The sequence below is a fragment of the Streptomyces sp. S465 genome, from assembly GCF_026898115.1.
GTDB classification, from domain to species: Bacteria; Actinomycetota; Actinomycetes; order Streptomycetales; family Streptomycetaceae; genus Streptomyces; species Streptomyces luomodiensis.
Window position 1 is genome coordinate 3950825 of the sequence record NZ_CP114036.1, and the last position, 25328, is coordinate 3976152.

The following is a 25328-nucleotide window of genomic DNA, read 5'->3' on the forward strand; positions in this document are numbered from 1 at the left end:
CCCGTGGGGCCCGGCGCGGGGAGACCGCGCCGGGCCTCGCGCATGTGCTCAGCGGGTGGTGCCGCGCAGTCTGCGCCACGGGGTGAGGACGAAGATGGCGCCGCCGAGCAGGACGGTGGTACCGGCGATCAGGGCGAGCGCCTTCAGCCCGCCGTGGTCGTTCGCACCGGTCTCGGCGAGACCGCCGCTGGTACCGGAGCCGCTGCTGCCCGACGACCCGCCGGAGGTGTCGCCGCCGGTCGTACCGCCGCTCGTGTCACCGCCGGTGGTGCCGCCGGGCTGACCCGTGGTGTCCAGTTCGAGCGAGACACCGGGGTCCTTGGACGGGGTGCACGTGGTGGTCGTACCGAGCGCCTTGACCGTCAGCACCCCGGGGGTGAGCGTCGACGTGCCCGTCGCACCCGGCTTGTAGGTGCCGGTGAGGTCGGGGATCTCCATCGGGTCGCCGGACGTGATGGGCTCCTTGTTGGTCGGCCCCTCCACGGCGACGGTGCCCTTGTCCGCACCGCCGACCTTGACGGCCATCGACGGCTTGACCGAATCGGCGGGGATGTCGGCCGGGCTGTCCATCACGGACTTGCCGAACTTCACGGTCAGATCGAAGTTCGCGCCGTTCTTGGTGGCGTTGATCTGGACCGGGGAGGTCGCGTTCTTGTCGCCGATGGGGGTCTTGCAGGCATAGGCGACCTGGACCTCCTTACCGGTGAACGAGTCGTTCCCGCCGTCCCCGCCACCGGTGGTGCCGCTGGTCGTACCACTACTGCTGGTGCCGCTGGTCGTGCCGCTGCTTGTGCCGCTCGTCGTGCCGCCCGAATCGTCGCCGTCGTCCGTCACCTTGATGGTCGCGGCGGCCTTGACGGCCTCCTTCGCCGAGCACTTGGTGTCCGTGGACAGCGGCTTGCTGACGTTGATGTTGTAGGCGCCGGGCGTCAGCGTCACCTCACCCGCCTTCGTGAGCTTCAGCTTCCCCTTCATGTCGGAGAGCTTCATCTCAGCGCCCTTGGGGATCGCCGGGTTCTCCCGCGGCCCCTCCAGGGACAGCTCACCGGTCTGGGCGCCGCCCACCGTGATGGTGCCGGTCGGCAGCACCGTGTTGGCCTCCAGGTCGAGGATCGGCGGGTTCGTGGAGGCGGCCTTCACCGTCTTCCACACCACCTCGACCTCGTCGCCGACCTTGGCCGTCTTCGGTGCCGTCACGGCCACCGTCGTGGTGCCCTCCACCGGGGGCAGGCCCGAGATGGCGGGCGGTATGCACTCGGTCTGGTACGAGACCTCGGCGCCCTGTGCGGTGCCCGCGCCGAGCAGCACGCCCCCACCGCCGAGCAGCAGCGCGACGGCGGCCGCACTCACTCTTCGTCGCATCTCACGTGGTTCCTTTCGGAGTCGGTCGGATCTCCTCGGACGGTGCGGAAATCTGGTGGTGTGTCCGGGTGTCCGGCGCCGTGTCCGGGGTGAACCAGGGCAGCGCCGGACCCGCGCCGTTGGCCGGGGTGGGGGCGGGGGCCGAGGCCGGGGCGGCGGGCGTACGGGGCCGTACCTTGTCCACGACGGCCATGCCGATCCGGAAGACCGCCGCCGGGACCACCACGCACAGCAGGACCCAGAAGAGCGTGACGCCCCAGGGCCGTCCCACCGCCCACGGCTGTTCGACGAGCAGCTTGTCGCCGTAGCGCAGCGAGACCTGATAGTGGCCATGGGCCCCGGCCGACAGTTCGACGTCCAGCTTGACCTGCGCCTTCTTTCCCGGCTGGATGGTCCCCCGCCATCGCTGCTCCTCCCAGGAGGGGGCGAAGACGCCGTGCGAGGTGCCCACCTCGAAGACCGGATCGCGGGCCGGGGTCGAGCCGAGATTGCCGACGGTGACCACGAGCCGTCGCCTCGGCGGCGCGCCGAACCAGGTCAGCAGCCCGCTGGAGCCGTCGAGCCGGGCGGAGAGCACGCTCAGCCGCTCGCCCCCGGTCCGCTCCTTCGGCAGCGGCGCCACCGGGTGCCCGGCGACCTTGAACGTCACGTCCGCGGCGGCGGCCGCACCGGTGACGGTCGCTATGTGGATGACGCAGGGGCAGGGTTCGGGCGGCTCGGCGACCGGCAGCTTCTTGGTGAAGGTGCCGTCCGCGCCGACGGTGACCGCCCTGCCGTCACCGTTGGCGCAGGAGTTGGTGCCGCCGATCATGTTCTGTCCGCAGATGAGCAGGGTGAGCAGGGCGCGCGGCCGCCATCGTGCGCCGGTCACGGTGACCGTGCCGCCCGTGCCCGCCTCGGCCTGGGAGACCTTCGCGGTCGGGCCCTCGGCGGCCGCGGCGCCGCCCGTAAGGGGCGCACCGAGGGTGAGGAGGACCAGGGCGAGCACGGTGAGCACGGCGGGGGGCCGGGCCGGGGTGGCTCCGTATCGACATGCCTTCACGTGGTCGCTCCTGCCCCTGTGCTCTGCGGTCGCGGTCGCGGGGTGCGGCGCCGTCTCCGCCGCCGTCGCAGCAGCCAGGCGCCCGCGCCGCCGCCCGTGCCCGCCAGGACGGCCGCCGCCGGGGCGAGCGGCCACCAGGGGACGGCGGTGTAGCCGGCGGTCGCGGTGGCGTGCGCGCCCCCGCCCGCGGTGACCGTGAGCCGCACGTCCACCGAGTCGAGGGCGGGCGGGTCCGGCCAGCTCTCGGTGAGCCGCACCCGTGTGCCCGGCTGAAGTTCGACCGGGAGGGTGCGGGGTTTCCGGCGCAGCACCTGGCCGAAGAGCCCGTCGGCGCGTACGGCCAGCCGCGGGGTCAGCACGGTGTTGCCGCGGTTGACGAGGGCGTAGCGGATGGCCGCCCCGCTGCCGCGGCCCTGGACGGTCACGTCCTCGACGGAGAGCGCGGACAGCGTCGCCCCGCTGATCCGCAGCCGCAGCCGCACCGCGATCTCGCGGCCGCCGGAGGACACCAGGACCTTGCCGGGGCGTTCGCCGGGCACCGCGTCGGACGGGACGGTGACGGTGAAGGGAATGTCGGCGCGGGTGCGGGGCGGCACCGTCACGCGCTGTTCGGCGAGCGCGATCCGGGCACCGTCGGCACCGCGCAGCCGGACGGTGCGGGGACGCTGGCTCCGGTTGGTGACCGAAAGCTTGTCCTCGAGGACGGCGCCGGGCCCGCCTTCCAGGTAGATGTACGGCCGGTCGTCCGCGCCCGGTGCGCCCGCGCCGCCGGCGGCGGGCGCCGCCGACCAGTCGGGGCCGGCGGCGGCAGCCGTGGCGGGCCAGGCCAGTAGGGACGCGGCCAGCAGGGCCGGGGCGGATACGCGGACGACCGCACGGACGTCTGCGGGGATGACCGCACGGACGGCAAGGCGGCTGACTGCACGGATACGCGGCGGCATCGGCGGCTCCTCGGATGCCGCGGGACTAGCGCGCGGGCCGCTGACGGCGGGTCAGCCACAGCGCTCCGGCCACGCCCGCGAGCAGCACGGTGCCGCCGAGGGTGCCGAGCGCGACGGCGGAGTCCGCCGGTCCGGTCTGTGGCAGCTCATCGTTCGAGCCGCCCTGCTCACCGCCGGAACCGCCCGAACTCGTACCGCCCGTGCTCGTACCGCCCGTACTGTCCGAGCCGCCGGTGGAACCGGAGTCTTGGCCGCCGCCCGCGGCCTTGACGTCCAGCGTCAGCGAGGGCTTGGGGCTGTTGCCGGGGGTGCAGGTCGTGGTCGTGCCCAGCGCCTTGATGGTGAGGGTCGAGGCGGTGAACGTGACCTTTCCGCTCTTCTTGGGGGTGTAGGTCCCCGACAGGTCACTGATCTTGATCGGGGTGTTGGCGGGGATGGCCTTGTCGTTGGCGGGCCCCGACACGGACACCGTTCCGCTCTCCGCACCGCCCAGTTTGATGAGCGCACTGGGGTGCATGGCGCCCTTACCGAGCTCGACGGGGCTGGAGGAGACGCCCTTCTGGAAGGACATGGTGAGCTTGTAGGCGTCGCCACTCGCGACGCTTTTGATGTCGATGGGCGACACGGCGCTTTTGTCGCCGATCGGCGTCTTGCACTGGTAGTCGACGTCCACGGTGTCGGCGTGCGCGGCCGGGGCGGTGAGGAGTACCACGGAGCCGGCCAGGGCCACCGCGAGCGTGAGGGCGCCGCCACGGCCGGCCGGGCGGCGTTGGTTGCGGGACACCACGAGATCCCCTCTCGTCAAGCGCCGCAGCCGAACGTAACTGACGGCACATCAGATGGGGCGCTGACGGTACGCCGGGGACCTTGTCAAGGGAAGACAAAGAACACGCCGGATCGGCGTGCGGTGGGCCGCGTCTGGGGGTACGCGGCGCCCATGCGGTGGGGCCGAGGCCGCGCTCTTCAGCCCGGCGCGGCGAGTTCGGCCCAGACCGTCTTGCCCGATCCGTCCACGTTGCGCACGACTCCCCAGTCGAGGCACAGCCGCTGCACGATGAACATGCCGTGCCCGCCGGGGCGTCCGGCGCGGTGCGGGGTGCGCGGCGCGGGCGTACCGGTGCCGAGGTCCACCACTTCGAGGCGGAGCACCTTGGCGTTGCAGCTGACGCGCAGCTCCTCGGGGCCGTCGGCGTGCAGACAGGCGTTGGTGACCAGCTCGGAGACGACGAGCAGGACGTCCTCGGCGGCGGCCCGCTGGTCGGCGGTGGCGGCCGGAAGCCACCCCCAGTCACGCAGCGCCTGGCGCGTGAAGTCGCGGGCGCGCGGCACGGCTCCGCTGGCTCCGATCAGATGGAGCCTGCGGATCTGGCGGATAGGGCCGGCGGTCGTGGTTGCCGGTGGGGAGGCCGAAGCGGCGGGGCCGTCCGGGTCCGGGCCGCGGTCGCCCGGCGGGTACGGCCGGGTGGTGCTCATCAGCGCTTCACCTCACCGATTCACCGATTCAGGGACAAGGGATACCTGATCTCTTCAACAGTTTCAGCCTGTCTCCTGCCCGGCCATAGCGTGAGAACACCCACCACTTCCGCGTCGTCGATGTGACGCAGGCAACGCGCCGATGACGCACCGATGACACGCCGGAAACAGGAATGGCTTACTTCACTCGACAAGCGCCGCGTCAAGCGTCTCGTGAACCGTAAAGACGGCGTCCGCGCCCGTGATCTCGAACACGCGAGCAACGATGGGCAGCATCCCGGCCAGATGGACCCCGCCGCCTTCGGCCTCGGCCTTGAGCCGCGCGCCGAGGAGGACGTTGAGCCCCGTGGAGTCGCAGAACTCCAGCTTCGAGCAGTCCACCACCAGCCGGACACGTCCCCCCTCCACGCACTTCTCGAGCGGCTCGCGCAGCACTTCGGCGGTGTGGTGATCCAACTCACCCGCCGGCGTGACGACCGCACTCGCCCCATGGTGCCGAACCTCGACCTGGAGTCGGCCTTTGCTGGCGCTGCCGACCATCCCGCGGTCCATCTGCGCACCTCTTCTGGCGTCTCGTTGCTTTCGATTGCGCGCATCGAACCCTACGCCTTCTACCCGGTCCCCTGGTAGCCGAACATTTCGCATAGTTCGGCAAATATGGACAACGTGGACTTGCCACTTGGTGGCCGTTGCAGGTAGGCGTAGAGAGACACACCCGCTTACGGCCCGGCTTTGGAGGCGCCGCTCACCGGAGCAGCACGTTATGGCACCGGCAGCCATATGCCGAGAACGATGGAGGAGACTATGTCACCCCGCCTCGACGACACGCGTACCGAACCCTCGGGGAGTACCCGGACCACCGTCTCGTCGACCCCCCTGCCCGAGCAGTTCGTACCCGACATGGACGTCCAGGCGACCGTCGGCCACCTCTTCGAGGAACTGCCGGAATTGTCCGATCTGCCGGAGATACCCCCGTATGACACGGTGGCACCGGTGGACGCGAGGGCGCTGTCCAAGACCCTCTTCGAACGCCTCGAGGTGCTGGAAGAAGGCACCCACGAGTACGCCTATGTGCGTAACACCCTGGTCGAGCTCAACTTGGCGCTGGTCAAGTTCGCCGCCTCCCGGTTCCGCTCCCGCAGCGAGCCGATGGAGGACATCATCCAGGTCGGCACCATCGGCCTGATCAAGGCCATCGACCGCTTCGAACTCGGCCGCGGCGTCGAGTTCCCCACCTTCGCGATGCCGACCATCGTCGGTGAGATCAAGCGCTTCTTCCGCGACACCAGCTGGTCGGTGCGCGTGCCGAGGCGGCTCCAGGAGCTCCGGCTCGACCTGGCCAAGGCCGGCGACGAACTGGCGCAGCGGCTCGACCGCGCGCCCACCGTCGGCGAGTTGGCCGAGCGGCTGGACATCACCCAGGCAGAGGTCGTCGAGGGCATGGCCGCGAGCAACGCGTACACCGCGAGCTCGCTGGACGCCCAGCCCGAGGAGGACGACTCCGAGGGAGCGCTGGCGGACCGGATCGGCTACGAGGACCACGGGCTCGAGGGCATCGAGTACGTCGAGTCCCTGAAGCCGCTGATCGCCGACCTGCCCGCACGCGACCGGAAGATCCTCTCCCTGCGCTTCGTGGCGAACATGACGCAGTCGGAGATCGGCGAGGAGCTGGGCATCTCCCAGATGCATGTCTCGCGGCTGCTGTCGCGCACCCTCCGTCGGCTCCGCAAGGGACTGATGATCGAGGAGTGACGCCTCCGCAGACGGATAAGGGCCCGCCCCCGCGCACCGGGACGGGCCCTTATCCGTGCGCGCTCCATGCCGCGCTGCCAGGGCGTCAGACCAGGGTGCCGTGCTGCCACACCGCCGAGACCAGGGGGACGCCGGGGCGGTAGGCGAGGTGCACATGCGAGGGGGCGTCCAGCAGCGCCAGATCGGCGCGGGCGCCCGGACTCACCCGGCCCACATCGGTACGGCGCAGGGCCCGCGCCCCACCGGCCGTGGCGGCCCATACGGCCTCGTCGGGGGTCATCCCCATGTCCCGTACCGCCAGGGCGATACAGAACGGCATGGAGCTGGTGAAGGACGAGCCCGGGTTGCAGTCGGGGGACAGGGCGACCGTGACGCCCGCGTCGAGCAGCCGGCGCGCGTCCGGATAGACCGAGCGGGTGGAGAACTCCGCCCCGGGCAGCAGGGTGGCGACCGTCTCCCCCTGGGCCAGCGCGTCGACGTCGGCGTCGGTCAGATGGGTGCAGTGGTCGGCGGAGGCGGCGCCGAGCTCCACCGCCAGCCGCACCCCGGGGCCGTGGGAGAGCTGGTTGGCATGGACCCGTGGGGTCAGCCCGCGCTCCTTGCCCGCGGTCAGGATGGCGCGGGCCTGATCGCCGTCGAAGGCGCCCTGCTCGCAGAAGACGTCGATCCAGCGGGCGTGCGGGGCGCAGGCGTCCAGCATGGGACCGGTGACCAGATCCACGTAGCCGGCCGGATCGTCGGCGAACTCGGGGGCGACGATATGCGCCCCGAGGAAGGTCACCTCGTCGGTGTGGGCCCCGGCGATGGTCAGGGCGCGGGCCTCGTCCTGCGAGGTCAGCCCGTAGCCGGACTTGATCTCGACGGTCGTGGTGCCCTGGCGGCGCGCCTCGGCCACATAGCGGCCGACGTTGGCGTGCAGCACGTTGTTCGAGGCGGCGCGGGTGGCGGCGACGGTGGTGCGGATGCCGCCGGCGCTGTACGGGCGGCCGGACATCCGGGCGTTGAACTCCTCGGTCCGGTCGCCCGCGAAGACCAGATGGGAGTGGGAGTCCACGAAGCCCGGGATGGCCGCCCGGCCTCCGGCGTCGACCCGGTTGTCGGTGGCGGGTGCTTTGCTTGTCCCACCGACCCAGGCGACGCGGTCGCCGTCGATCACGACGGCCGCGTCCCGGATCAGGCCGAGGGGGCCGTCACCGAGGGAGGGGTCATTGGTGACCAGAGCGGCGATGTTGGTGATGGCGGTCGTGGGCGTGGCGGTCGTCGCGGTCGTCATGGTGCGGGCGTTCTCCTTCGTCGGCCGGGGCGGTTGCGTCGGCCGGGGCGGCCGCGGCCGGATCACCAGTCGTACAGGGCCGCGATGGACTCGGCCAGCGCTTGGGGGACACGGGGGACGAGCTGATGGGCGCCGTCCCGTACGACATGGCGGCCGCCGACCACGGTGTGCCGGACATCCGCGTTGGTCGCTGCGAATACGGCGGTCTCCGCGCCCAGCCGGGACGGCGGCCCCGCCGTGCGCACCGAGTCCAGCGCGATCGTGGTGAGGTCGGCGAGCGCGCCCACCTCGATCCGGCCCGCGTCCGCGCCCCAGCCGAGCGCCGCATGGCCGTCCACGGTGGCGGCCCGCAGCAGCTGGGCCGCGGTCCAGTGGCCCCGGGCGCGGGTGTGCAGCCGCTCGTCGAGCTCCATGGCGCGGGCCTCCTCCAGGATGTCGATCACGGCATGGCTGTCGCTGCCCAGCGAGAGCGGGGAGCCCGCACCGTGCAGCTCGGCGGCCGGGCCGATCCCGTCGGCGAGGTCACGCTCGGTGGTCGGGCACATACAGACACCGGTGGAGGTATGCCCCAGGAGCCGGATGTCGCCGGGGGTGAGATGGGTGGCGTGCACGGCGGTCGTGCGCGGGCCCAGCACCCCGTGGTCGGCGAGCAGCCGGGTGGGCGTGAAGCCGTGGGCCTCCACACAGGCGTCGTTCTCGGCGGTCTGCTCGGAGAGGTGGACGTGCAGGGGCGCCGTGCGCTCCTGGGCCCAGCCGGAGACGGTCGCCAGCTGATCGACGGGGACGGCCCGCACCGAGTGGATCGCCGCGCCGATGCGGGTGTTGCCGTCGGCCTTCAGCTCTTGGACCCGCTCGGCCCAGCCCTCGGCCGTGCCGTCGGAGAAGCGCAGCTGGTGCTCGTTGGGCTCGGCCCCGAAACCGGAGGAGAGATAGCAGGTGTCCAGCAGGGTGATCCGGATACCGGCCTCGGCCGCGGCCGCGATCAGGGCCTCCCCCATCGCGTTGGGATTGCCGTAGCGGGCGCCGCCGGGGGCGTGATGCAGGTAGTGGAATTCCCCGACGCAGGTGATCCCGGCCATGGCCATCTCGGCGTAGACGGCGCGGGCCAACTCGAAGTAGCTGTCCGGGGTCAGCCGGCCGGCGACCTGGTACATCACCTCGCGCCAGGTCCAGAAGGAGTCCGGTGCCCCCGTGCCCGGCCGGTCCGCCTCGCCCTGCGCCTGTACGACCCCGCGCAGCGCCCGGTGGAAGGCATGGCTGTGGGCGTTGGCCAGGCCGGGAAGCGTCAGACCACGGAGGGTGACGGAGCCGGCGGGCGGCCGCGGTCTCCCGGGCACCACCGCCGTGATCCGCCCATTGGCGGCGGCCACGATCACCACGTCCGACCACACGCCTCCGTCCACCCAGGCGTGCTCCGCCCAGTACGTCTGCGCCGTCAGTGACACGCCAGGCCCTCCAGTACCTCCGCGAGCGCGGCCACACCGGCGAGGCAGTCGTCCTCGCCCGCCGTCTCCGCGGGTGAGTGCGAGACGCCGGTGGGGTTCCTTACGAACAGCATGGCCGTCGGAACGGACGCGGACAAAATGCCGGCGTCGTGCCCGGCCCCGGTGGGGAGCACCGGAACGCCGCCCAGCAGCCCCGACAGCCGGTCCCGGAGGGCGTGGGCGAACTCGACGACCGGGGTGAAGGACTCCCGGGTCACCCGGACGTCCACCCCGTCGCGCCGGCCGCGCTCGACGGCGGCGCGCTCGATCTCGCCGACCACGGCGGCCAGGGTCTCCTCGTCGGCGGCGCGGGAGTCCAGCCAGCCGCGCACCAGGCTCGCGATCGCGTTGACCCCGTTCGGCTCGACGCGGACCTTGCCGAACGTCGCCAGCGCCCCCGCGACCCTGGCCTTCTTACGGGCCGCGAGGACGGTGTTGGCGTAGGTGAGCATCGGATCGCGGCGGTCCTCGATCCGGGTCGTCCCGGCGTGGTTGGCCTCACCGTGGAAGTCGAACCGCCAGCGGCCGTGCGGCCAGATCGCGGAGGCGACGCCCACGGGGGCCGCGTCCGCGGCGGAGCCGCCGTCGGACCGCGCCGACAGGGCCCGTCCCTGCTCGATGTGGAGCTCGACGAACGCGCCGATACGGGCCAGCCGCTCCGGGTCGGGCCCGATGGCGTCCGGGTCGTATCCGGCGCGCTCCATGGCCCGGGGCAGCGAGACGCCGTCCGCGTCGCGGAGTCCGTGCGCCTGTTCCCTGGTCAGCTGCCCGGCGGTGAGCCGGGAGCCGACGCAGGCCAGACCGAAGCGGGCGCCCTCCTCGTCGCCAAAGTTGACGACGGCGAGCGGTTTGACGGGGCGCGCGCCGCGTGCCCGCAGCTCGTCGAGGGCGGCGAAGGAGGAGACGACGCCCAGCGGGCCGTCGAAGGCGCCGCCGTCGGGGACGGAGTCCAGGTGGGAGCCGGTGACCACGGCGTCCCCCGCCGTGGGGTCGCCCAGCCAGGCCCATTGGTTGCCGTTGCGGTCCACCTCGTAGGTGAGGTCGCGGTTCCGGGCTTGCTCCTCGAACCACGTTCGGCAGTCGGCGTCGGCTTCGGTCCAGGCGTAGCGGCGGTAGCCGTTCGTCGTGGTGTCGCGGCCGATGGGGGCGAGGTCGCGCCACATCGCGTGGAACGACGCGCCGGAGTTCTCCTGGTTCACTCCGTCTCCCTCATCGGAACCCGGACGTCCTGCTCCCGAGCGACCTGCTCCGCGCGGTCGTAACCCGCGTCCACGTGGCGGATCACGCCCATGCCGGGGTCGTTCGTCAGCACCCGGCGGATCTTCTCGCCCGCCTGCGCGGTGCCGTCGGCGACCGTGACCTGACCCGCGTGGATCGAGCGGCCCATGCCGACGCCGCCGCCGTGGTGGATGGAGACCCAGGACGCGCCCGAGGCGACGTTGACCATGGCGTTGAGCAGCGGCCAGTCGGCGATCGCGTCCGAGCCGTCCAGCATGGCCTCGGTCTCGCGGTACGGGGAGGCCACCGAGCCGCAGTCGAGGTGGTCGCGGCCGATCGCCAGCGGTGCGGCGAGCGTGCCGTCGGCGACCATCTCGTTGAAGCGCTCGCCCGCCTTGTCGCGCTCGCCGTAGCCGAGCCAGCAGATACGGGCGGGCAGCCCCTGGAAGTGGACCCGCTCCCCCGCCATCGTGATCCAGCGGGCCAGCGACTCGTTCTCCGGGAAGAGTTCGAGGAGCGCCCGGTCGGTGGCCGCGATGTCCTTCGGGTCGCCGGACAGCGCCGCCCAGCGGAAGGGGCCCTTGCCCTCGCAGAAGAGCGGCCGGATGTAGGCGGGCACGAAGCCGGGGAAGGCGAAGGCGCGCTCGAAGCCCGCGAGCTTGGCCTCGCCGCGGATCGAGTTGCCGTAGTCGAAGACCTCCGCGCCCGCGTCCATGAAGCCGACCATGGCCTCGACGTGCCGGGCCATGGACTCGCGCGCCCGCTGGGTGAAGTCCGCGGGCTTCTCGGCGGCGTACGAGGCCATCTGGTCGAAGTCCACGCCGATCGGCAGATACGACAGCGGGTCGTGGGCGCTGGTCTGGTCGGTGACGATGTCGATCGGGGCGTTCCGCGCGAGCAGCGCCGGGACCAGCTCGGCCGCGTTCCCCAGCACGCCGATCGACAGGGGACGCCGGGCGTCGCGCGCCTCGGTCGCCAGTTCGAGGGCGTGGTCCAGGCTGTCGGCGCGGACGTCCAGGTAGCGGTGGCCGATCCGGCGCTCGATGGCGCGCGGATCGCAGTCGATACAGATCGCGACGCCGCCGTTCATGGTGACCGCCAGCGGCTGGGCGCCGCCCATGCCGCCGAGGCCCGCGGTGAGGGTGATCGTCCCGGCCAGGGTGCCGTCGGTCCCCTTGCCCGTGGAACGCAGCTTCGCGGCCACGGCGGCGAAGGTCTCGTAGGTGCCCTGGAGGATGCCCTGGGTGCCGATGTAGATCCAGGAGCCCGCGGTCATCTGGCCGTACATGGTCAGGCCCAGCGCCTCCAGGCGGCGGAACTCCTCCCAGTTGGCCCAGTCCCCGACCAGGTTGGAGTTGGCGATCAGCACCCGCGGCGCCCATTCGTGGGTCTGCATGACGCCCACCGGGCGGCCCGACTGGACCAGCATCGTCTCGTCCTGCTTCAGCGTGCGCAGGGTGCGGACCATGGCGTCGAACGAGCGCCAGTCGCGGGCCGCCTTACCGGTGCCGCCGTAGACGACCAGCTGGTCGGGGTGCTCGGCGACCTCCGGGTCGAGGTTGTTCTGGAGCATCCGCAGGGCGGCTTCCTGCTGCCATCCCCGGGCGCTGAGCTCCGTACCACGCGGGGCCCGTACGGGTCGCGGTCCTGACATGAGCCAAGCCTCCCTGGCCGTGACTGGATTGAGTTATTCACATACTGATGCGGTGAATATGCCTAGTCAATAGGGCCGGGCGGCGTGGTGTCGGGAAGCCCTCGGCCCGAGGCCGTCAGCTGGGACCGTCCGTCGGGGCCCGCGCGCTCGGCGTACAGCGACAGGGACAGGCTCAGCTCGCGTCGGGCGCCTAGCGTGGAGGCATGGCGGAGAACGAGAACCGGAACCGACTGGGCGCATATCCACGGGCGCGGCGCGAGCTGATGCGGCCGGACGTACGCCCCGCAGCGTCCTCCACGGATCTGGTCGGCAGCCGTCCCCGGATGGTTGGCTGACGTCATGACGTCGACACCGGTTGCGCTCGCCGCCCGCCGCCGACAGGCCGTGCGGGCCGCCGTGGAACAGGGACTGCTCGGCCCGGACCAGCCCGTGGTCGGGCTGCTGGACGTGGCCGGGATCCGCACCGCCGCCGCCGCGCTGCGCGCGGCCTTCGACGAGGTCGTCGCGCCCGGCACCCCCGTTCTGCACGCCTTCGCGGTCAAGGCCGCCGCGCTCGTCCCCGTACTGCGGCTGCTGGCCGACGAGGGCCTGGGCTGTGAGGTGGCCAGCCCCGGCGAGCTGGCGCTGGCCCGCGCGGCGGGGGTGACGCCCGACCGGATCGTCCTCGACTCCCCCGCCAAGACCCCCGCGGAGCTGCGCGAGGCCCTCGACCTGGGCATCGCCGTCAACGCCGACAACCCGCAGGAACTGGACCGGCTCAGCGCGCTGGTGCGGCACCACCCGGCCCCGCCCCCGCCCCTGGGTCTGCGGGTCAACCCCCAGGTGGGCGGCGGCACCATAGGCGCGCTGAGCACGGCCACCGCGACCTCCAAGTTCGGCATCGCCCTCCAGGACCCGGGGGCGCGCGAATGGGTCGTCCGCGCCTTCGCCGACCGTCCCTGGCTGACCCGGCTGCACGCACACGTCGGCTCCCAGGGCTGCCCGCTGGAGCTGATGGCGGGGGGCGTACGGGTGGCCTACGAACTGGCCGAGGAGATCAACCAGGCGGTCGGCCGCCGGCAGATCGACACCCTCGACATCGGCGGCGGGCTCCCGGTGAACTTCGCCTCCGACGAGATCACCCCCGGCCACCGGGAGTACGCACAGCTGCTGCGGGCCGCCGTGCCGGGGCTCTTCGACGGGCGGTACGGCCTGGTCACCGAGTTCGGACGGTCCCTGATCGCCAAGTCGGGCCTGGTGCTGGCCCGGGTCGAGTACACCAAGTCCGCGGGCGGCCGCCCGATCGCGGTCACCCACGCGGGCGCCCAGCTCGCCACCCGCACGGTCTTCGCCCCCGACGCCTGGCCGCTGCGCGTCACGGCCTACGACGCGGAGGGCCGCCCCAAACCGGCCGACGGCCCGATCCCCCAGGACGTCGCCGGCCCCTGCTGTTTCGCGGGCGACCTGATCGCCTGCGACCGCCCACTGCCGGAGCTGGCGGCGGGCGACCTGATCGGCCTGCTGGACACGGGCGCGTACTACTTCTCCAACCACTTCGCGTACAACAGCCTGCCCCGGCCGGGGATCTACGGCTTCGACGCCACCACCGACGGCGGCGTGCGCTTCGCGACGGTACGGGAGCCGCAGACGATGGACGAGATCGTGGCCGAGAGCGGGGTCGCGCACGCGTTGGCCCTCAGCCGGCTGCGGTAGGCGTTGTTCGGGCGTCGGTGCGTGTGAGGACGGGCGCGGACGGCGCGGACCGCATCGCCGCCCGGCGGGCCGGTCGGACGGCCGGCGGTGCCCAGCCTGGACCAGGGGAGGCGCCACCGGCCCCGCCCCACCGACCCGGCGATCGGCGACGGGCCCCGGCCAGGGCGCCCCCCGGTCCCGTACTCAGAGGCGCCGACGGCGCGCGCCGGCGCCACGCCCGCCCACGCCGCGCAACCCCAGCGCGGGGTAACCCCCAGCGCGGGGCGAGCCCCTGATACGGGGCAACTCCTTCAGCGCGCGGCAAGCCCCACCGCGAGGCGACCCCTCAACACGGGGCGAGCCCCACCACGGAGCAACCCCCCAACACGCGGCAAGCCCCACCACGGAGCAACCCCCCAACGCGCGCAAGCCCCACCACGGAGCAACCCCCCAACGCGCGGCAAGCCCCACCACGGAGCAACCCCCCAACGCGCGCAAGCCCCACCACGAGGCAACCCCCCAACGCGCGGCAAGCCCCACCACGGAGCAACCCCCCAACGCGCGCAAGCCCCACCACGAGGCAATCCCTCAACACGGGGGCGAGCCCCACCACGGAGCAGCCCCCAACGCAGAGCGAGCCCCGCTACCGGGCAACCCCTCAGCGCGCGGCCGACACCACCGCTCGGGCGCGTCGCGCACCGCCCGGCCCCGCGTCCCCGGCCACGATCCCCGTCGTCTGGTAGCCGTTCACCGCCTTGCCCGCGGGCCGTCCACGAGGGACCCACTCCGGGCGCACCCACAGCAGCACATCGTTCGCGCGTTCCCAGCGGCCCAGCCACAGCGCCTTGGCCCACAGCCCCACGCCGAGCCCCGCCATCAGCATCCCGCCCGCCGCCGGAACGGCGAAGGACGAGCCCACCGCGGCGAGGAACGACAACAGCAGCCACCACCGCACGGCGCGTCGGCGGGTCCGTACGGTCACCGCGCGGTCCTGGAGGAAGACCGACTTGCCCGCGCGCGAAGCGCCGCGCGCCAGCGTCAGATACCGCTTGCGCCGCACCATGAAGACGACGACCGCGGCGATCAGGAAGAGCGCCGCCCCGGCGAGCACTCCGATCCGGCGCCCGGTCAGCCCCGGCAGCAGCACTCCGATCCCCGCGGCCAGCACACCGAGCCACCACAGCCACCCCGCGGAAGCCCTCACGATCACCGCCACCCGTGCCAGCGCATACGCCCCGCGCCCCACGACCGACCTCCTCATCCCTGACGAATCCCGGCAGAAATCCCCGTCGAACCAAGGAATTTAGCCAGCATGCCTGAGAATTCGGTGAGAGGGGCGGAACCGGAACCCTGGGCAGTGCCGAAGGGGCTCACTCCACGAACAGGCCCCGCTCCGCGGCCTTCGCGTCGAACTCCTCCAAGCGCGCCTGCGCGTCCGGCAGCGCGTCGCACATCGCCTCGAGCAGCACCCGCCCGAGCAGCATCGGCGCGCACGCGGTGTCGAAGGCGAGGCCCGTACCGACCGCCGCGGGCAGCAGCAGATCGCTGTGGCGGGCGACCGGGGCGAAGGCGCTGTCGGCGACGGTGACCACGGTCAGGCCCGCCTCCCGGGCGTACTCCAGACCCTCGACGACCTCACGCGGATGGCGCGGCAGCGCGAAGCACAGCAGCACCGTCGCGCCCGCGTGCCTCGCCGCGTCGACGCGGTCGGCCAGTATCGTGCCGCCCTCGTCGAGCAGCCGGACGTCCGGATGGACCTTGCGTGCGAAGTACGTGAAGCCGCGGGCCTGCGCGGAGGCGGCCCGCAGACCGAGGACCGGCAGCGGACGGGAGCCCGCGAGCAGCCGGCCGGCACGGACGACGGGGGCGGGGTCGGCCAGCAGCGCGGCGAGATGGCGCAGATTGTCGATCTCGGCCAGCACGGCCTGCTGGTACTCGTTGTACGACCCCTCGTGCGCCTCCGGCCCGGCCGGGGCGACCTCGCGCAGATGCTTGCGCAGCGCCGGATAGCCGTCGAAGCCGAGGGCGACCGCGAAGCGGGTCACGGACGGCTGGCTGACGCCCGCCAGCTCGGCCAGCTCGACGCTGGAGAGGAACGGCGCGTCCGCCGCCCGCCGCACCATGCAGTGGGCGATCCGCCGCTGGGTCGGGGTCAGCCGGTGGCCCTCGAAGAGCGCCTGAAGCCGGGCGGCGGTCGAGGCACCGGATCCGGCCGAACCGGCAGGCGCGCCCGAGCCGGCCGAGCCGGCAGGCTCATCCGAGCCGGCAGCAGAGCCGGCCGAGTCGGCCGACGTGCCCGGCGGCGCCGCCGCGACGTCCTCGCCCCTCGGCGTCACCCTCGCACCGCCCACCCCGTTGTCCGTACTCATCCGGTCCTCCTGACCTTCCTACCCTCATCCCTCATGCTCCCGCCAGCCGGTCGAGCAGGCGTGCGGCCACCGCCACATCCTCTGTCAACGGGCGGTCCGGCATCCGTGGATCGAGCACTTCCGACGCCGGGGCGAAGGCGGCACCGGTCGGGATCGGCGAGAGCGCGGCGCACGAGGGCTGGGCGGGGCCCGGCCGCGAGCCGGGCTCAGACCGGGCTCAGACCGGGCTCCGGCCGGGCCCCGGCCGGTCTCAGGCCGGGGGCAGCAGCTTCTTCTGCGGCTTGCCCATGGCGTTGCGCGGCAGCGCCTCCAGGAAGCGGACCTTGCGGGGCCGCTTGTGGACGGAGAGCTGGGCGGCGACGAAGTCGATCAGCTCCCGTTCCCCGATGCCGTCCGCGACGACATACGCGACGATCTCCTGACCCAGATCGTCGTGCGGGGCGCCCACGACGGCGGCCTCGCGGACGGCCGGATGGTCCAGCAGGGCGTTCTCCACCTCGCCCGCGCCGATGCGGTAGCCCCCGGACTTGATCAGGTCGGTGGAGGCGCGGCCCACGATGCGGTGGAAGCCGTCCGGGTCGACGGCGGCGATGTCGCCCGTGCGGAACCAGCCGTCCTCGGTGTACGAACCGGCCGTGGCCTCGGGCCGGTTCAGATAGCCGTCGAAGAGGGTCGGGCCGGTCAGCTGGAGCTCACCGATCTCGGCGCCCTCCTCGGCGGCGATCCGGGTGCGGATACCGGCCAGCGGGGTGCCGACATAGCCGGGGCGGCGCTCACCGTCGGCCCGGGTGGAGATGGTGATGAGGGTCTCGGTCATGCCGTAGCGCTCGATGGGCCGCTGGCCGGTGAGCCGTTCCAGATCGCGGAAGACGGGGGCGGGCAGCGGGGCGCTGCCGGAGACCAGCAGCCGGGCGGAGGCCAGGGCGCGGGCGGAGTCCGGGTCCTGGACGACCCGGTTCCAGACCGTGGGCACGCCGAAGTAGAGGCTGCCGCCCGCCGCCGCGTACGCCGCCGGGGTCGGCTTGCCGGTGTGCACCAGGCGGCTGCCCACCCGCAGCGGGCCCAGCACACCGAGCACCAGCCCGTGCACATGGAACAGCGGCAGACCGTGCACCAGGGTGTCCTCCGCGGTCCAGGCCCAGGCCGCGGCGAGCCCGTCCAGATCGGCGGCCACCGCCCGCCGGGAGATCAGCGCGCCCTTGGGCGCCCCCGTGGTCCCCGAGGTGTAGAGGATGAACGCCGTGGACTCCGGGTCCGGCTCCGGCTTGGCCCACGCCGCCCGCTCGGTCGGATCCACCGGGACGGTCTCCACGGGGGCCTCGACGGCCTCCCCGGTGAGCAGCAGGGTGGCGCCGGAGTCCCGCAGTATGTGGTCCCGCTCGGCCGGGCCGGAGTCCGGCGGTACGGGCACCACCGGCACCCCGGCCAGCAGCGCGCCGACCACCGCGACCACCGTCTCCGGGGTCGCGGTCGCCCGGACCGCGACGACCGGCGCACCGGCGATACGGGCCGCCACCGCGCCCGCGGCGCCCAGCAGCTCCTCGCGCGAGAGGGAGCGGCCGCCGACGCTCAGCGCGTCGGGGCGGTCGCCGCCGGGCGCGGCGAGGGACGTGAGGAGAGGTGCGGACACGGAACGGACTCCTTCCACAGCGGGCCAGGGACGCCTTTCGCCCCCTTCTTCTTCCGGGGGCCGGCCCTACCGACAAAGCGTCCCCGCGACCGTACCGTCATTCAGCATGGACGCCCGTGACCCGGATCTGAAAAAGGAACTCGACGCGGCCCTGCAGACCCGTAAGGAACTGGGCGCGGAGTACGAGTCGGAGCTGGTCGACTCCTTCATGGAGAAGGTCGAGCAGCGCTTCGACGATGCGGCGGACCGGCAGGTCCGCCGCCGGCTCGCCGAACAGCAGATGGCCACGGCGCGCGGCGCCCGCCCGTACGCCACCGGCGCCCAGCCGGACCAGGCCCATGGCCTGGGCCTCGGCGAGCGCTTCGCCTTCGTCGGGGTCTCCCTGGTGCTGGCGATCCCGCTGTCGGCGATCGGCGTGGTGAACGCGGGCCTGCCCGGTCTGCTGGTCACCTGGTCCGGAATCTTCGGCGTCAACGCGGTCCACGCGGCGGGAGCCCTCTGCCGGCTGCGCCGGAGCCGCGCATCGGACGGGGAGCGGACGCCGCGGGTGCCGGGGTCTTCCGGGGACACCGCCCAGCGGTAGCCGGGGGGAGAACCGGGTCTCGAGAAATACGCGGGGACCGCCGCACCCCGGTGCTGGGCACCGAGGGCGGGACGACGGCGGTCCCCGCGGGGACGCGGACCGGGTCAGGGCCGGGCTCCCGCGTCCGGGCGACCTGGAGGTCCGGGAGCCGCTCCGGAGGTCCTGTCGCCGCCTCGTGGGTGTCGGTGTCGTCCTTCCGACACCCACCAATGTGCCGGAGCTGTGTTAACCCTGTGCTGCGGGCGCGTGACACGTACGTACCACTTGCCCGAAGCCCGAACGGACCCCGGTCACAGGGCGTTGGGCCCCTTACGGGTCAACAGGCGGTTGGGCGCCTCACACACCCTCACTTGGTGCCGCTGGCCAGGTAGGCCAGCAGGTCCTGCCGGCTCACCACGCCCTTCGGCTTCCCCTCCACCAGCACGATCGCCGCGTCCGCCGTGCCCAGCACCGCCATCAGGTCCTCGACCGGCTCACCGGAGCCGACGTGCGGCAGCGGCGGGCTCATGTGCTTCTCCAGCGGGTCGGTCAGCTCCGCGCGCCGGGCGAACAGGGCGTCCAGCAGCTCGCGTTCCACCACCGAACCGATGACCTCGGCGGCCATCACATCCGGGTGCCCGGCGCCCGGCTTGACGATCGGCATCTGCGAGACGCCGTACTCCCGCAGCACGTCGATGGCCTGGCCCACCGTCTCGTCCGGGTGCATATGGACCAGCGAGGGCAGCCCGCCCTCCTTGCCCTGGAGCACGTCCCCGACGCGCACCGAGGGGCCGCCCTCCTCCAGGAAGCCGTAGTCGGCCATCCACTCATCGTTGAAGATCTTGGACAGATAGCCGCGGCCGCTGTCGGGCAGCAGGACGACCACCACATCGTCCGGACCGAGTCGCTCGGCGACCTTCAGCGCCGCCACGACCGCCATCCCGCAGGAGCCGCCGACCAGCAGCCCCTCCTCCTTGGCCAGCCGCCGCGTCATCTGGAAGGCGTCCTTGTCGGAGACCGCGACGATCTCGTCCGCGACGGCCTGGTCGTACGCGGTCGGCCAGAAGTCCTCACCGACGCCCTCGATCAGGTACGGGCGCCCGGAGCCGCCGGAGTAGACCGAGCCCTCGGGGTCGGCGCCGACGACCCGGACCCGGCCCTCGCTGGCCTCCTTCAGATAGCGGCCGGTGCCGGAGATCGTGCCGCCGGTGCCGACGCCCGCCACGAAGTGGGTGATCTTCCCCTCGGTCTGCTCCCACAGCTCGGGGCCGGTGGTCTCGTAGTGGGAGAGCGGGTTGTTGGGGTTGCTGTACTGGTCGGGCTTCCAGGCACCCGGCGTCTCGCGGACCAGGCGGTCGGAGACGTTGTAGTACGAGTCGGGGTGCTCGGGGTCCACGGCGGTGGGGCAGACCACGACCTCGGCACCGTAGGCCCGCAGCACATTGATCTTGTCCGTGGACACCTTGTCCGGGCAGACGAAGACGCACTTGTAGCCCTTGCGCTGGGCGACCATGGCCAGGCCCACGCCCGTGTTGCCGGATGTCGGCTCGACGATGGTGCCGCCCGGCTTGAGCTCCCCCGAGCGCTCGGCGGCCTCGATCATCCGGACCGCGATCCGGTCCTTCACCGAGCCGCCGGGGTTGAAGTATTCGACCTTGGCCAGGACGGTCGCCCGGATGCCTTCGGTCACCGTGTTGAGCTTCACCAGCGGGGTATTGCCGACCAGCTCAATCATCGATTCGTAGTACTGCACGCCTGCTCCTGGTCCGGTTCCGCGGGATCTCCGCGTCGGGACGGCCACCGTCGCGGGGCCGTGCTGTCAGCTTATTGCGCGCCCCGCCTCCGGCCGGTGCGTTGGGACGAAGCCTGCACGGGGCAACAAGCTGTTAGCAAGGCGTACAAAGGAGTAAGAAGCGCGTGCGCGTGCGGACGGAGGTGGGCTGGACCCATGTCGATGTCGAGGGCGAGGGTGGCGCGGCGGATCGCGGCCGCGGCGGCGTACGGGGGCGGCGGGATCGGGCTGCTGGGCGGGGTGACCGCCGTGCTGTTGCTCACCGAGGTGTCCCATGCGAAGCGGGTCGTGGGCGGGTCCGAGGATCCGCCACCGCGTGCGGACGGCCGATATGGCTTCGCCTTCGCCCGCAGGACCGGCCAGCCACCCCTGCGGCTGGCCTTTCTCGGCGACTCCACGGCCGCCGGACAGGGCGTCCACCGCCCCAGCCAGACACCGGGCGCGCTGCTCGCCTCGGGGCTCGCGGCGGTCGCCGAACGCCCGGTGGACCTGCGGAACGTGGCGCTGCCGGGGGCGCAGTCCAGCGATCTGGAGCGCCAGGTCTCGCTGGTGCTGGAGGACCCCGAGCTGCTCCCCGACGTCTGCGTGATCATGATCGGCGCCAATGACGTCACCCGCCGGATGCCGCCCGCCACGTCGGTGCGGCTGCTGTCGGACGCGGTGCGCAGGCTGCGCGCGTACGGCTGCGAGGTGGTGGTGGGCACCTGTCCCGACCTCGGCACGATCGAGCCCGTCTATCAGCCGCTGCGCTGGATCGCGCGGCGGCTGAGCCGACAGCTGGCCGCCGCGCAGACGATCGGGGTGGTCGAGCAGGGCGGGCGCACGGTCTCACTGGGCGATCTGCTCGGCCCCGAGTTCGCGGCCAACCCGCGCGAGCTGTTCGGCCCGGACAACTACCACCCCTCGGCGGAGGGGTACGCCACGGCCGCGATGGCCGTTCTGCCGACCCTGTGCGACTCACTGGGCCTGTGGCCCGAGGAGGCGCCGGAAACGCTCGACGAGGGCATCCTGCCGGTCGCCACGGCGGCGGCCGAGGCGGCCGCCGAAGGCGGCACCGAGGTCACCGCGGCCCGCGGCACCTGGGCCCGGCTGCTGCGCCGCCATCGGCTCGCCCCGAAGGAGCCGACGACCGTGGCCGACCCCACCAACGCCTCGTCCCCCGCACCCCCACCCCCCACCACCTGCTGACCCCCACGGGGCCCACGCCCCCACCGACCCCCGCCGGGCCCCACGGGCCCCCACCAACCGCTACCCCGGCCGGGCCCATGACCCTCACCCGCCACCAACCGCCGGCCACCCGCCGCCCGCCCGCCACGCGACCTCGCCGGGCCCGACCCACGCCTCCTCCGCGTGACCCGATCGTCACCGAGCGTGTGCCGCCACGGGCCGTGGTACGTGGGGCGGATACCCGGACCCCGGCCGGGCCCCACAACCCACCGGCCACCCCCACCGGGCCCCATGCCCCACCGACCGCTGCCCCCTACCGGGCCTCACGGCCCACCGCCCCCGCCGGGCCCCACACCCACCGGGCCCCACGGCCCCACCGACCGCTACCCCCACCAGGCCCCAGGTCCCCACCGGCCCCCACCAGGCCCCACAACCCCACCGGGCCCCACGGCCCCACCGACCGCTACCCCCAACAGGCCCCAGGCCCCCACCGGCCCCCACCAGGCCCCGCAACCCCACCGGCCGCTTACCCCCGATCCGAGCCCCACGACCCCCGTCCGCCCCTTCGGAGCCCACGGCTCCCGGGCCGGGACTGGAACTCCCGAGCCGGAGCCGGGGCCCTGAGCCAGGACCGGGCACCGGGGCCGCAGGGCCGGGGCCGAGCGGCCGGGGCGGGGACCCGAGCCGGGGCCGCGGGGCCGGACGCCGGGGCAGGGCGCCCCCCGAGGCGTCATGGCGTCGCCGCGTGCGGGCTGTCGCGCCCCTCCGGTGCAAGCCGATCTGCTCGGCCAAGTGCGGCTTTCGTCTCGCGCCTTCGGCGCAATTGAGCAGCGGGGCAGGGGGTGGGGGCGCGGGCTTCGCTGCCGGGTGCCGGGCCGGTGGGTGTGGGCCCGGTGGCGGCTTCCGTGTTCGGTGGCCGGGGCCTCTCCGGACTCCGGGCCATAGGGGGCCGGTCCGCCCCCTCCCGGCACCTCTTCTGAGAACGCTTGATCTGGCGCAACTAATTCATCAAGCGTTTTCCAGAGAGGGTGGCGGAGAGGACACGCGAAAAGCCCCTCCGGGGCGTCCCGGGAGCGGAACACTCCCACGTCGGCGGGGAGGACCGAGAGACAGAGAAGACCGCCCCTGACCTGCGATGGAACACCCCCACGTCCAGGTCGCGCAGCACCGGATCGGCGGCCGCGCTGCCCTGGGTGGCCAGCCCCAGCAGGAGCGCACCGGCGGCGGCGAGGCCCCCAACCCCCTGCTGCCCGGCGTCGGCCTCGGCCCCGGCCAGGGGAGGCCACCACCGGCCCTTGCCGCCACCGGTCCGGCGGCCGGCGGCGAAGCCCGCGGCCCCAACCCCCTGCCCCGCTGCTCACATGCGCCGAAGGCGCGAGACGGTGCCGCACCCGGCGACGGTGCGGACGGGCCCCGGCCCGGGGGCACCGGGCTCAGGGCGGGTGCGCCGGACCGCCTGAGCGTACGCTTGGAAAAAAGAGTCCCGCGTCACAGCCCGCACCCCGTGACCCCTGCGATACGTGCGGGTAGCTTCCCTCACAGTCCAGCCCGTACCCCGCCCCCATGGAGCCGTGATGCCCGAAGCAGTGATCGTCTCTGCCGCCCGTTCGCCCATCGGCCGTGCCTTCAAGGGATCGCTCAAGGATCTGCGGCCGGACGACCTCACCGCCGAGATCATCCAGGCCGCGCTCGCCAAGGTCCCCGAGCTCGACCCGCGCGAGATCGACGACCTGATGCTCGGCTGCGGGCTGCCGGGCGGTGAGCAGGGGCACAACCTGGGCCGGATCGTGGCCGTGCAGATGGGGATGGACCACCTCCCCGGCTGTACGATCACCCGCTACTGCTCCTCCTCCCTCCAGACCTCGCGGATGGCGCTGCACGCCATCAAGGCGGGGGAGGGCGACGTCTTCATCTCGGCGGGCGTCGAGATGGTCTCGCGGTCGAACAAGGGCACCTCGGACGGGCTGCCGGACACCCATAACCCGCTGTTCGCGGAGGCCGAGGCCCGTACGGCCGAGCGCGCCGGGCAGGAGGGCACCGACTGGCACGACCCGCGCGAGGACGGTCTGCTCCCCGACCCGTACATCGCGATGGGCCAGACGGCCGAGAACCTGGCCCGGCTCAAGGGGATCACCCGCGAGGAGATGGACGAGTTCGGCGTGCGGTCCCAGAACCTCGCCGAGCAGGCCATCGAGAAGGGCTTCTGGGAGCGTGAGATCACCCCGGTGACCACGCCCGACGGCACGGTCGTCAGCAAGGACGACGGCCCCCGCGCGGGCACCACCCTGGAGGCGGTGCGGGGCCTGAAGCCGGTCTTCCGCCCCGACGGCCGGATCACCGCGGGCAACTGCTGCCCGCTCAACGACGGCGCCGCGGCGCTGGTGATCATGTCGGACACCAAGGCGCGGGAGCTGGGCGTGACCCCGCTGGCCCGGATCGTGTCGACCGGCGTCTCCGGCCTCTCCCCCGAGATCATGGGCTACGGACCGGTCGAGGCGTCCCAGCAGGCGCTGGCCCGCGCCGGGATGGCGATCGGCGACATCGACCTGGTGGAGATCAACGAGGCGTTCGCCGCGCAGGTCATCCCGTCCTACCGCGATCTGGGCATCGACCTGGACCGCCTCAACGTCAACGGCGGCGCGATCGCCGTGGGCCACCCCTTCGGCATGACCGGCGCCCGGATCACCGGCACGCTGATCAATTCGCTTCAGTTCCACGACAAGCAGTTCGGCCTCGAGACGATGTGCGTCGGGGGCGGCCAGGGCATGGCCATGGTGATCGAACGGCTCAGCTGAGCCGTGACCGAATCTCCCCCAGGATGTGACGAAGGTCCTGGGGGCGGGCCTTCCGCCCTGCTCAGCACCGGTGACCAAAGGCCCTCCCGGTACCGAATTCTGCCCATTTCGTGATGGTATGCACTGACGTCGAGAGGCGATAAGCGTCAAGCTGAGGTAGGAATTCGGGGGATCAACAGCCAACCGGGAGTTACGTCAGTGAGCCCCATGACTCTTGCCCTCCTCCTGGCCGCGGTGACCGCCACGGCCGTAGGGGCGGCCGCCCTGCACACCGCGCGCGGTGTGCGCCGGGAGATCAGCGAGCTGCGCGCCGAGCTCGCGGCCACCGTCGCCGCCGGTGCCCGGACCGGCGGAGGCGGCGGCGGCGGCGAGGAGGACGGTGCGCCGGTGCCCGCGCCGCGCGCCACCCCGGCCGCCGAGATACGCGCGGCCGTGGCCGAGGCGCTCGCCGAGGAGCGGGAGCGCGAGCTGGCCGAGGCGCGGGCGTTCTGGGCCGCCCAGGAGGCCAGGGACGCCGGTGGGGCGGCCGACTCCCCTTCGCTGCTGGGCGGGGCGAGCGGCTTCGGCGAGGACTCCGCACAGGACGCGCAGCTCTTCGTGCCCCGCCAGGCCGATCTGGCCGGGCTCGAACCGCTGCTCGGCCTGGACGCGCTGGGCCCCGAGGCCCTGGACCCGGCCGGGGACCAGGCACCCGAGGTCGAGGCCGAGGTGGAGCTGGGCGCCGAGGCGGAGCCGGCCGCCGAGCCCATGGAGTCGGCCGAGCTCGCGGCGGCCCGTCGGCGCCATCCGTCCCACCCCGACTTCACCCCCTCGTCGCCCGTCGCCGACCACGACCGCACGGTGACCAGGATCACCGAGCTGGCCGACGCCCGCACCCCGCTGTCCGATGTGCGCCCCGGCCCCCTCGGCACCCTCGACGTCTACGTGTTCGCCGACGGCACCACGATCTGCATGACCCCGGGCCACCGGGAGACGGCGGAGCGGCTGGCGGACGCGCTGCGCGAGGGCACCACCCCGGTGCTGCTCGGCGGCTCGGGCGTCTCCGGTGCGTACGCGCTCACGTTCGGTTGCGGCGAGGAGAACGTGTACGTCCTCGCCGACCGCGTCATCGCCTCGCTGTAAGCCCCTGCAGAGCCCTCGACG

The 25328-nt window shown here is 73.0% G+C and carries 20 protein-coding genes; 6 read left to right on the forward strand and 14 right to left on the reverse strand.

Annotation, left to right across the window (positions count from 1 at the left end):
• Positions 1 to 48: 48 nt before the first annotated feature.
• The 6 genes from N6H00_RS16620 to N6H00_RS16645 all read right to left on the reverse strand — a co-directional run bounded on the left by N6H00_RS16620 (position 49) and on the right by N6H00_RS16645 (position 5370).
• A complete protein-coding gene (locus tag N6H00_RS16620; protein ID WP_268972501.1) occupies positions 49 to 1362 on the reverse strand; it encodes a hypothetical protein in 1314 nt (437 codons plus the stop codon).
• 1 nt (position 1363) lies between these two features.
• The gene (locus tag N6H00_RS16625) at positions 1364 to 2404 is read right to left on the reverse strand and encodes a hypothetical protein (protein WP_268972503.1); all 1041 of its coding nucleotides are present in this window, start codon (positions 2402 to 2404) and stop codon (positions 1364 to 1366) included.
• On the reverse strand, positions 2401 to 3345 hold the full coding sequence (locus N6H00_RS16630) for a COG1470 family protein (RefSeq protein WP_268972504.1): 945 nt from the start codon (positions 3343 to 3345) through the stop codon (positions 2401 to 2403). The genes N6H00_RS16625 and N6H00_RS16630 overlap by 4 nt, the downstream gene beginning before the upstream one ends.
• A gap of 25 nt (positions 3346 to 3370) precedes the next feature.
• Positions 3371 to 4132, reverse strand: coding sequence for an LPXTG cell wall anchor domain-containing protein (locus N6H00_RS16635; RefSeq protein WP_268972505.1), 762 nt, complete (start codon positions 4130 to 4132; stop codon positions 3371 to 3373).
• A 176-nt stretch (positions 4133 to 4308) separates the two neighbouring features.
• The gene (locus N6H00_RS16640; protein ID WP_268972506.1) at positions 4309 to 4818 is read right to left on the reverse strand and encodes an ATP-binding protein; all 510 of its coding nucleotides are present in this window, start codon (positions 4816 to 4818) and stop codon (positions 4309 to 4311) included.
• Positions 4819 to 5001: 183 nt separating this feature from the next.
• Positions 5002 to 5370, reverse strand: a complete 369-nt coding sequence (locus N6H00_RS16645) for an STAS domain-containing protein (protein ID WP_030837180.1) — start codon at positions 5368 to 5370, stop codon at positions 5002 to 5004.
• A 252-nt stretch (positions 5371 to 5622) separates the two neighbouring features.
• Between N6H00_RS16645 and N6H00_RS16650 the strand changes: the two genes are divergently transcribed.
• Positions 5623 to 6570 carry an RNA polymerase sigma factor SigF gene (locus tag N6H00_RS16650; protein ID WP_268972507.1) on the forward strand — a complete coding sequence of 316 codons (948 nt, stop codon included), beginning with the start codon at positions 5623 to 5625 and terminating at the stop codon, positions 6568 to 6570.
• 85 nt (positions 6571 to 6655) lie between these two features.
• Here the strand turns inward: N6H00_RS16650 and hutI are convergent, their stop codons facing one another.
• The 4 genes from hutI to hutU all read right to left on the reverse strand — a co-directional run bounded on the left by hutI (position 6656) and on the right by hutU (position 12199).
• Complete coding sequence (gene hutI / locus N6H00_RS16655) at positions 6656 to 7843, reverse strand: imidazolonepropionase (protein WP_268972508.1); 1188 nt, start codon at positions 7841 to 7843, stop codon at positions 6656 to 6658.
• Positions 7844 to 7905: 62 nt separating this feature from the next.
• Entirely contained in the window at positions 7906 to 9288 is a 1383-nt protein-coding gene (locus N6H00_RS16660; RefSeq protein ID WP_268972509.1) for a formimidoylglutamate deiminase, read from the reverse strand.
• Positions 9279 to 10490: an allantoate amidohydrolase gene (locus N6H00_RS16665; protein ID WP_268976997.1), complete on the reverse strand. Its 1212-nt coding sequence runs from the start codon at positions 10488 to 10490 to the stop codon at positions 9279 to 9281. Before N6H00_RS16665 ends, N6H00_RS16660 begins: the two co-directional genes overlap by 10 nt.
• Before the next feature lie 32 nt (positions 10491 to 10522).
• Positions 10523 to 12199 (reverse strand): urocanate hydratase, encoded by a 1677-nt coding sequence (gene hutU / locus N6H00_RS16670; RefSeq protein WP_268972510.1) that lies wholly within the window; start codon positions 12197 to 12199, stop codon positions 10523 to 10525.
• A 339-nt stretch (positions 12200 to 12538) separates the two neighbouring features.
• Here hutU and N6H00_RS16675 point away from each other — a divergent pair, with 339 nt between their 5' ends.
• The gene (locus N6H00_RS16675) at positions 12539 to 13891 is read left to right on the forward strand and encodes a diaminopimelate decarboxylase (protein WP_268972511.1); all 1353 of its coding nucleotides are present in this window, start codon (positions 12539 to 12541) and stop codon (positions 13889 to 13891) included.
• Positions 13892 to 14528: 637 nt separating this feature from the next.
• Here the strand turns inward: N6H00_RS16675 and N6H00_RS16680 are convergent.
• From N6H00_RS16680 to N6H00_RS16690, 3 genes are all read right to left on the reverse strand, one after another.
• Entirely contained in the window at positions 14529 to 15116 is a 588-nt protein-coding gene (locus N6H00_RS16680) for a hypothetical protein (RefSeq protein ID WP_268972513.1), read from the reverse strand.
• A 124-nt stretch (positions 15117 to 15240) separates the two neighbouring features.
• Positions 15241 to 16239, reverse strand: coding sequence for a MurR/RpiR family transcriptional regulator (locus tag N6H00_RS16685; protein ID WP_268972514.1), 999 nt, complete (start codon positions 16237 to 16239; stop codon positions 15241 to 15243).
• Positions 16240 to 16489: 250 nt separating this feature from the next.
• The gene (locus tag N6H00_RS16690; protein ID WP_268972516.1) at positions 16490 to 17869 is read right to left on the reverse strand and encodes an acyl-CoA synthetase; all 1380 of its coding nucleotides are present in this window, start codon (positions 17867 to 17869) and stop codon (positions 16490 to 16492) included.
• Positions 17870 to 17975: 106 nt separating this feature from the next.
• Here N6H00_RS16690 and N6H00_RS16695 point away from each other — a divergent pair, with 106 nt between their 5' ends.
• On the forward strand, positions 17976 to 18452 hold the full coding sequence (locus tag N6H00_RS16695) for a hypothetical protein (protein ID WP_268972517.1): 477 nt from the start codon (positions 17976 to 17978) through the stop codon (positions 18450 to 18452).
• 346 nt (positions 18453 to 18798) lie between these two features.
• On the opposite strand, the gene N6H00_RS16700 is transcribed toward N6H00_RS16695, so the two are convergent.
• On the reverse strand, positions 18799 to 20184 hold the full coding sequence (locus N6H00_RS16700; protein ID WP_268972518.1) for a cystathionine beta-synthase: 1386 nt from the start codon (positions 20182 to 20184) through the stop codon (positions 18799 to 18801).
• Between the two features lie 195 nt (positions 20185 to 20379).
• Here N6H00_RS16700 and N6H00_RS16705 point away from each other — a divergent pair, with 195 nt between their 5' ends.
• From N6H00_RS16705 to N6H00_RS16715, 3 genes are all read left to right on the forward strand, one after another.
• Complete coding sequence (locus tag N6H00_RS16705) at positions 20380 to 21411, forward strand: SGNH/GDSL hydrolase family protein (protein WP_268972519.1); 1032 nt, start codon at positions 20380 to 20382, stop codon at positions 21409 to 21411.
• A 1553-nt stretch (positions 21412 to 22964) separates the two neighbouring features.
• Positions 22965 to 24185 (forward strand): acetyl-CoA C-acetyltransferase, encoded by a 1221-nt coding sequence (locus N6H00_RS16710; protein WP_268972521.1) that lies wholly within the window; start codon positions 22965 to 22967, stop codon positions 24183 to 24185.
• A gap of 198 nt (positions 24186 to 24383) precedes the next feature.
• The gene (locus N6H00_RS16715; RefSeq protein ID WP_443072968.1) at positions 24384 to 25307 is read left to right on the forward strand and encodes a hypothetical protein; all 924 of its coding nucleotides are present in this window, start codon (positions 24384 to 24386) and stop codon (positions 25305 to 25307) included.
• Positions 25308 to 25328: the final 21 nt, after the last annotated feature.

Excerpts from the sequence above, each read along its gene's own strand:
- N6H00_RS16620 (WP_268972501.1), bottom strand. The coding sequence starts at position 1,362 with ATGCGACGAAGAGTGAGTGCGGCCGCCGTCGCGCTGCTGCTCGGCGGT.
- N6H00_RS16630 (WP_268972504.1), bottom strand. The coding sequence starts at position 3,345 with ATGCCGCCGCGTATCCGTGCAGTCAGCCGCCTTGCCGTCCGTGCGGTC.
- N6H00_RS16640 (WP_268972506.1), bottom strand. The coding sequence starts at position 4,818 with ATGAGCACCACCCGGCCGTACCCGCCGGGCGACCGCGGCCCGGACCCG.
- N6H00_RS16645 (WP_030837180.1), bottom strand. The coding sequence starts at position 5,370 with ATGGACCGCGGGATGGTCGGCAGCGCCAGCAAAGGCCGACTCCAGGTC.
- N6H00_RS16650 (WP_268972507.1), top strand. The coding sequence starts at position 5,623 with ATGTCACCCCGCCTCGACGACACGCGTACCGAACCCTCGGGGAGTACC.
- hutI (WP_268972508.1), bottom strand. The coding sequence starts at position 7,843 with ATGACGACCGCGACGACCGCCACGCCCACGACCGCCATCACCAACATC.
- N6H00_RS16665 (WP_268976997.1), bottom strand. The coding sequence starts at position 10,490 with ATGTGGCGCGACCTCGCCCCCATCGGCCGCGACACCACGACGAACGGC.
- hutU (WP_268972510.1), bottom strand. The coding sequence starts at position 12,199 with ATGTCAGGACCGCGACCCGTACGGGCCCCGCGTGGTACGGAGCTCAGC.
- N6H00_RS16675 (WP_268972511.1), top strand. The coding sequence starts at position 12,539 with ATGACGTCGACACCGGTTGCGCTCGCCGCCCGCCGCCGACAGGCCGTG.
- N6H00_RS16685 (WP_268972514.1), bottom strand. The coding sequence starts at position 16,239 with ATGAGTACGGACAACGGGGTGGGCGGTGCGAGGGTGACGCCGAGGGGC.
- N6H00_RS16695 (WP_268972517.1), top strand. The coding sequence starts at position 17,976 with ATGGACGCCCGTGACCCGGATCTGAAAAAGGAACTCGACGCGGCCCTG.
- N6H00_RS16705 (WP_268972519.1), top strand. The coding sequence starts at position 20,380 with ATGTCGATGTCGAGGGCGAGGGTGGCGCGGCGGATCGCGGCCGCGGCG.
- N6H00_RS16710 (WP_268972521.1), top strand. The coding sequence starts at position 22,965 with ATGCCCGAAGCAGTGATCGTCTCTGCCGCCCGTTCGCCCATCGGCCGT.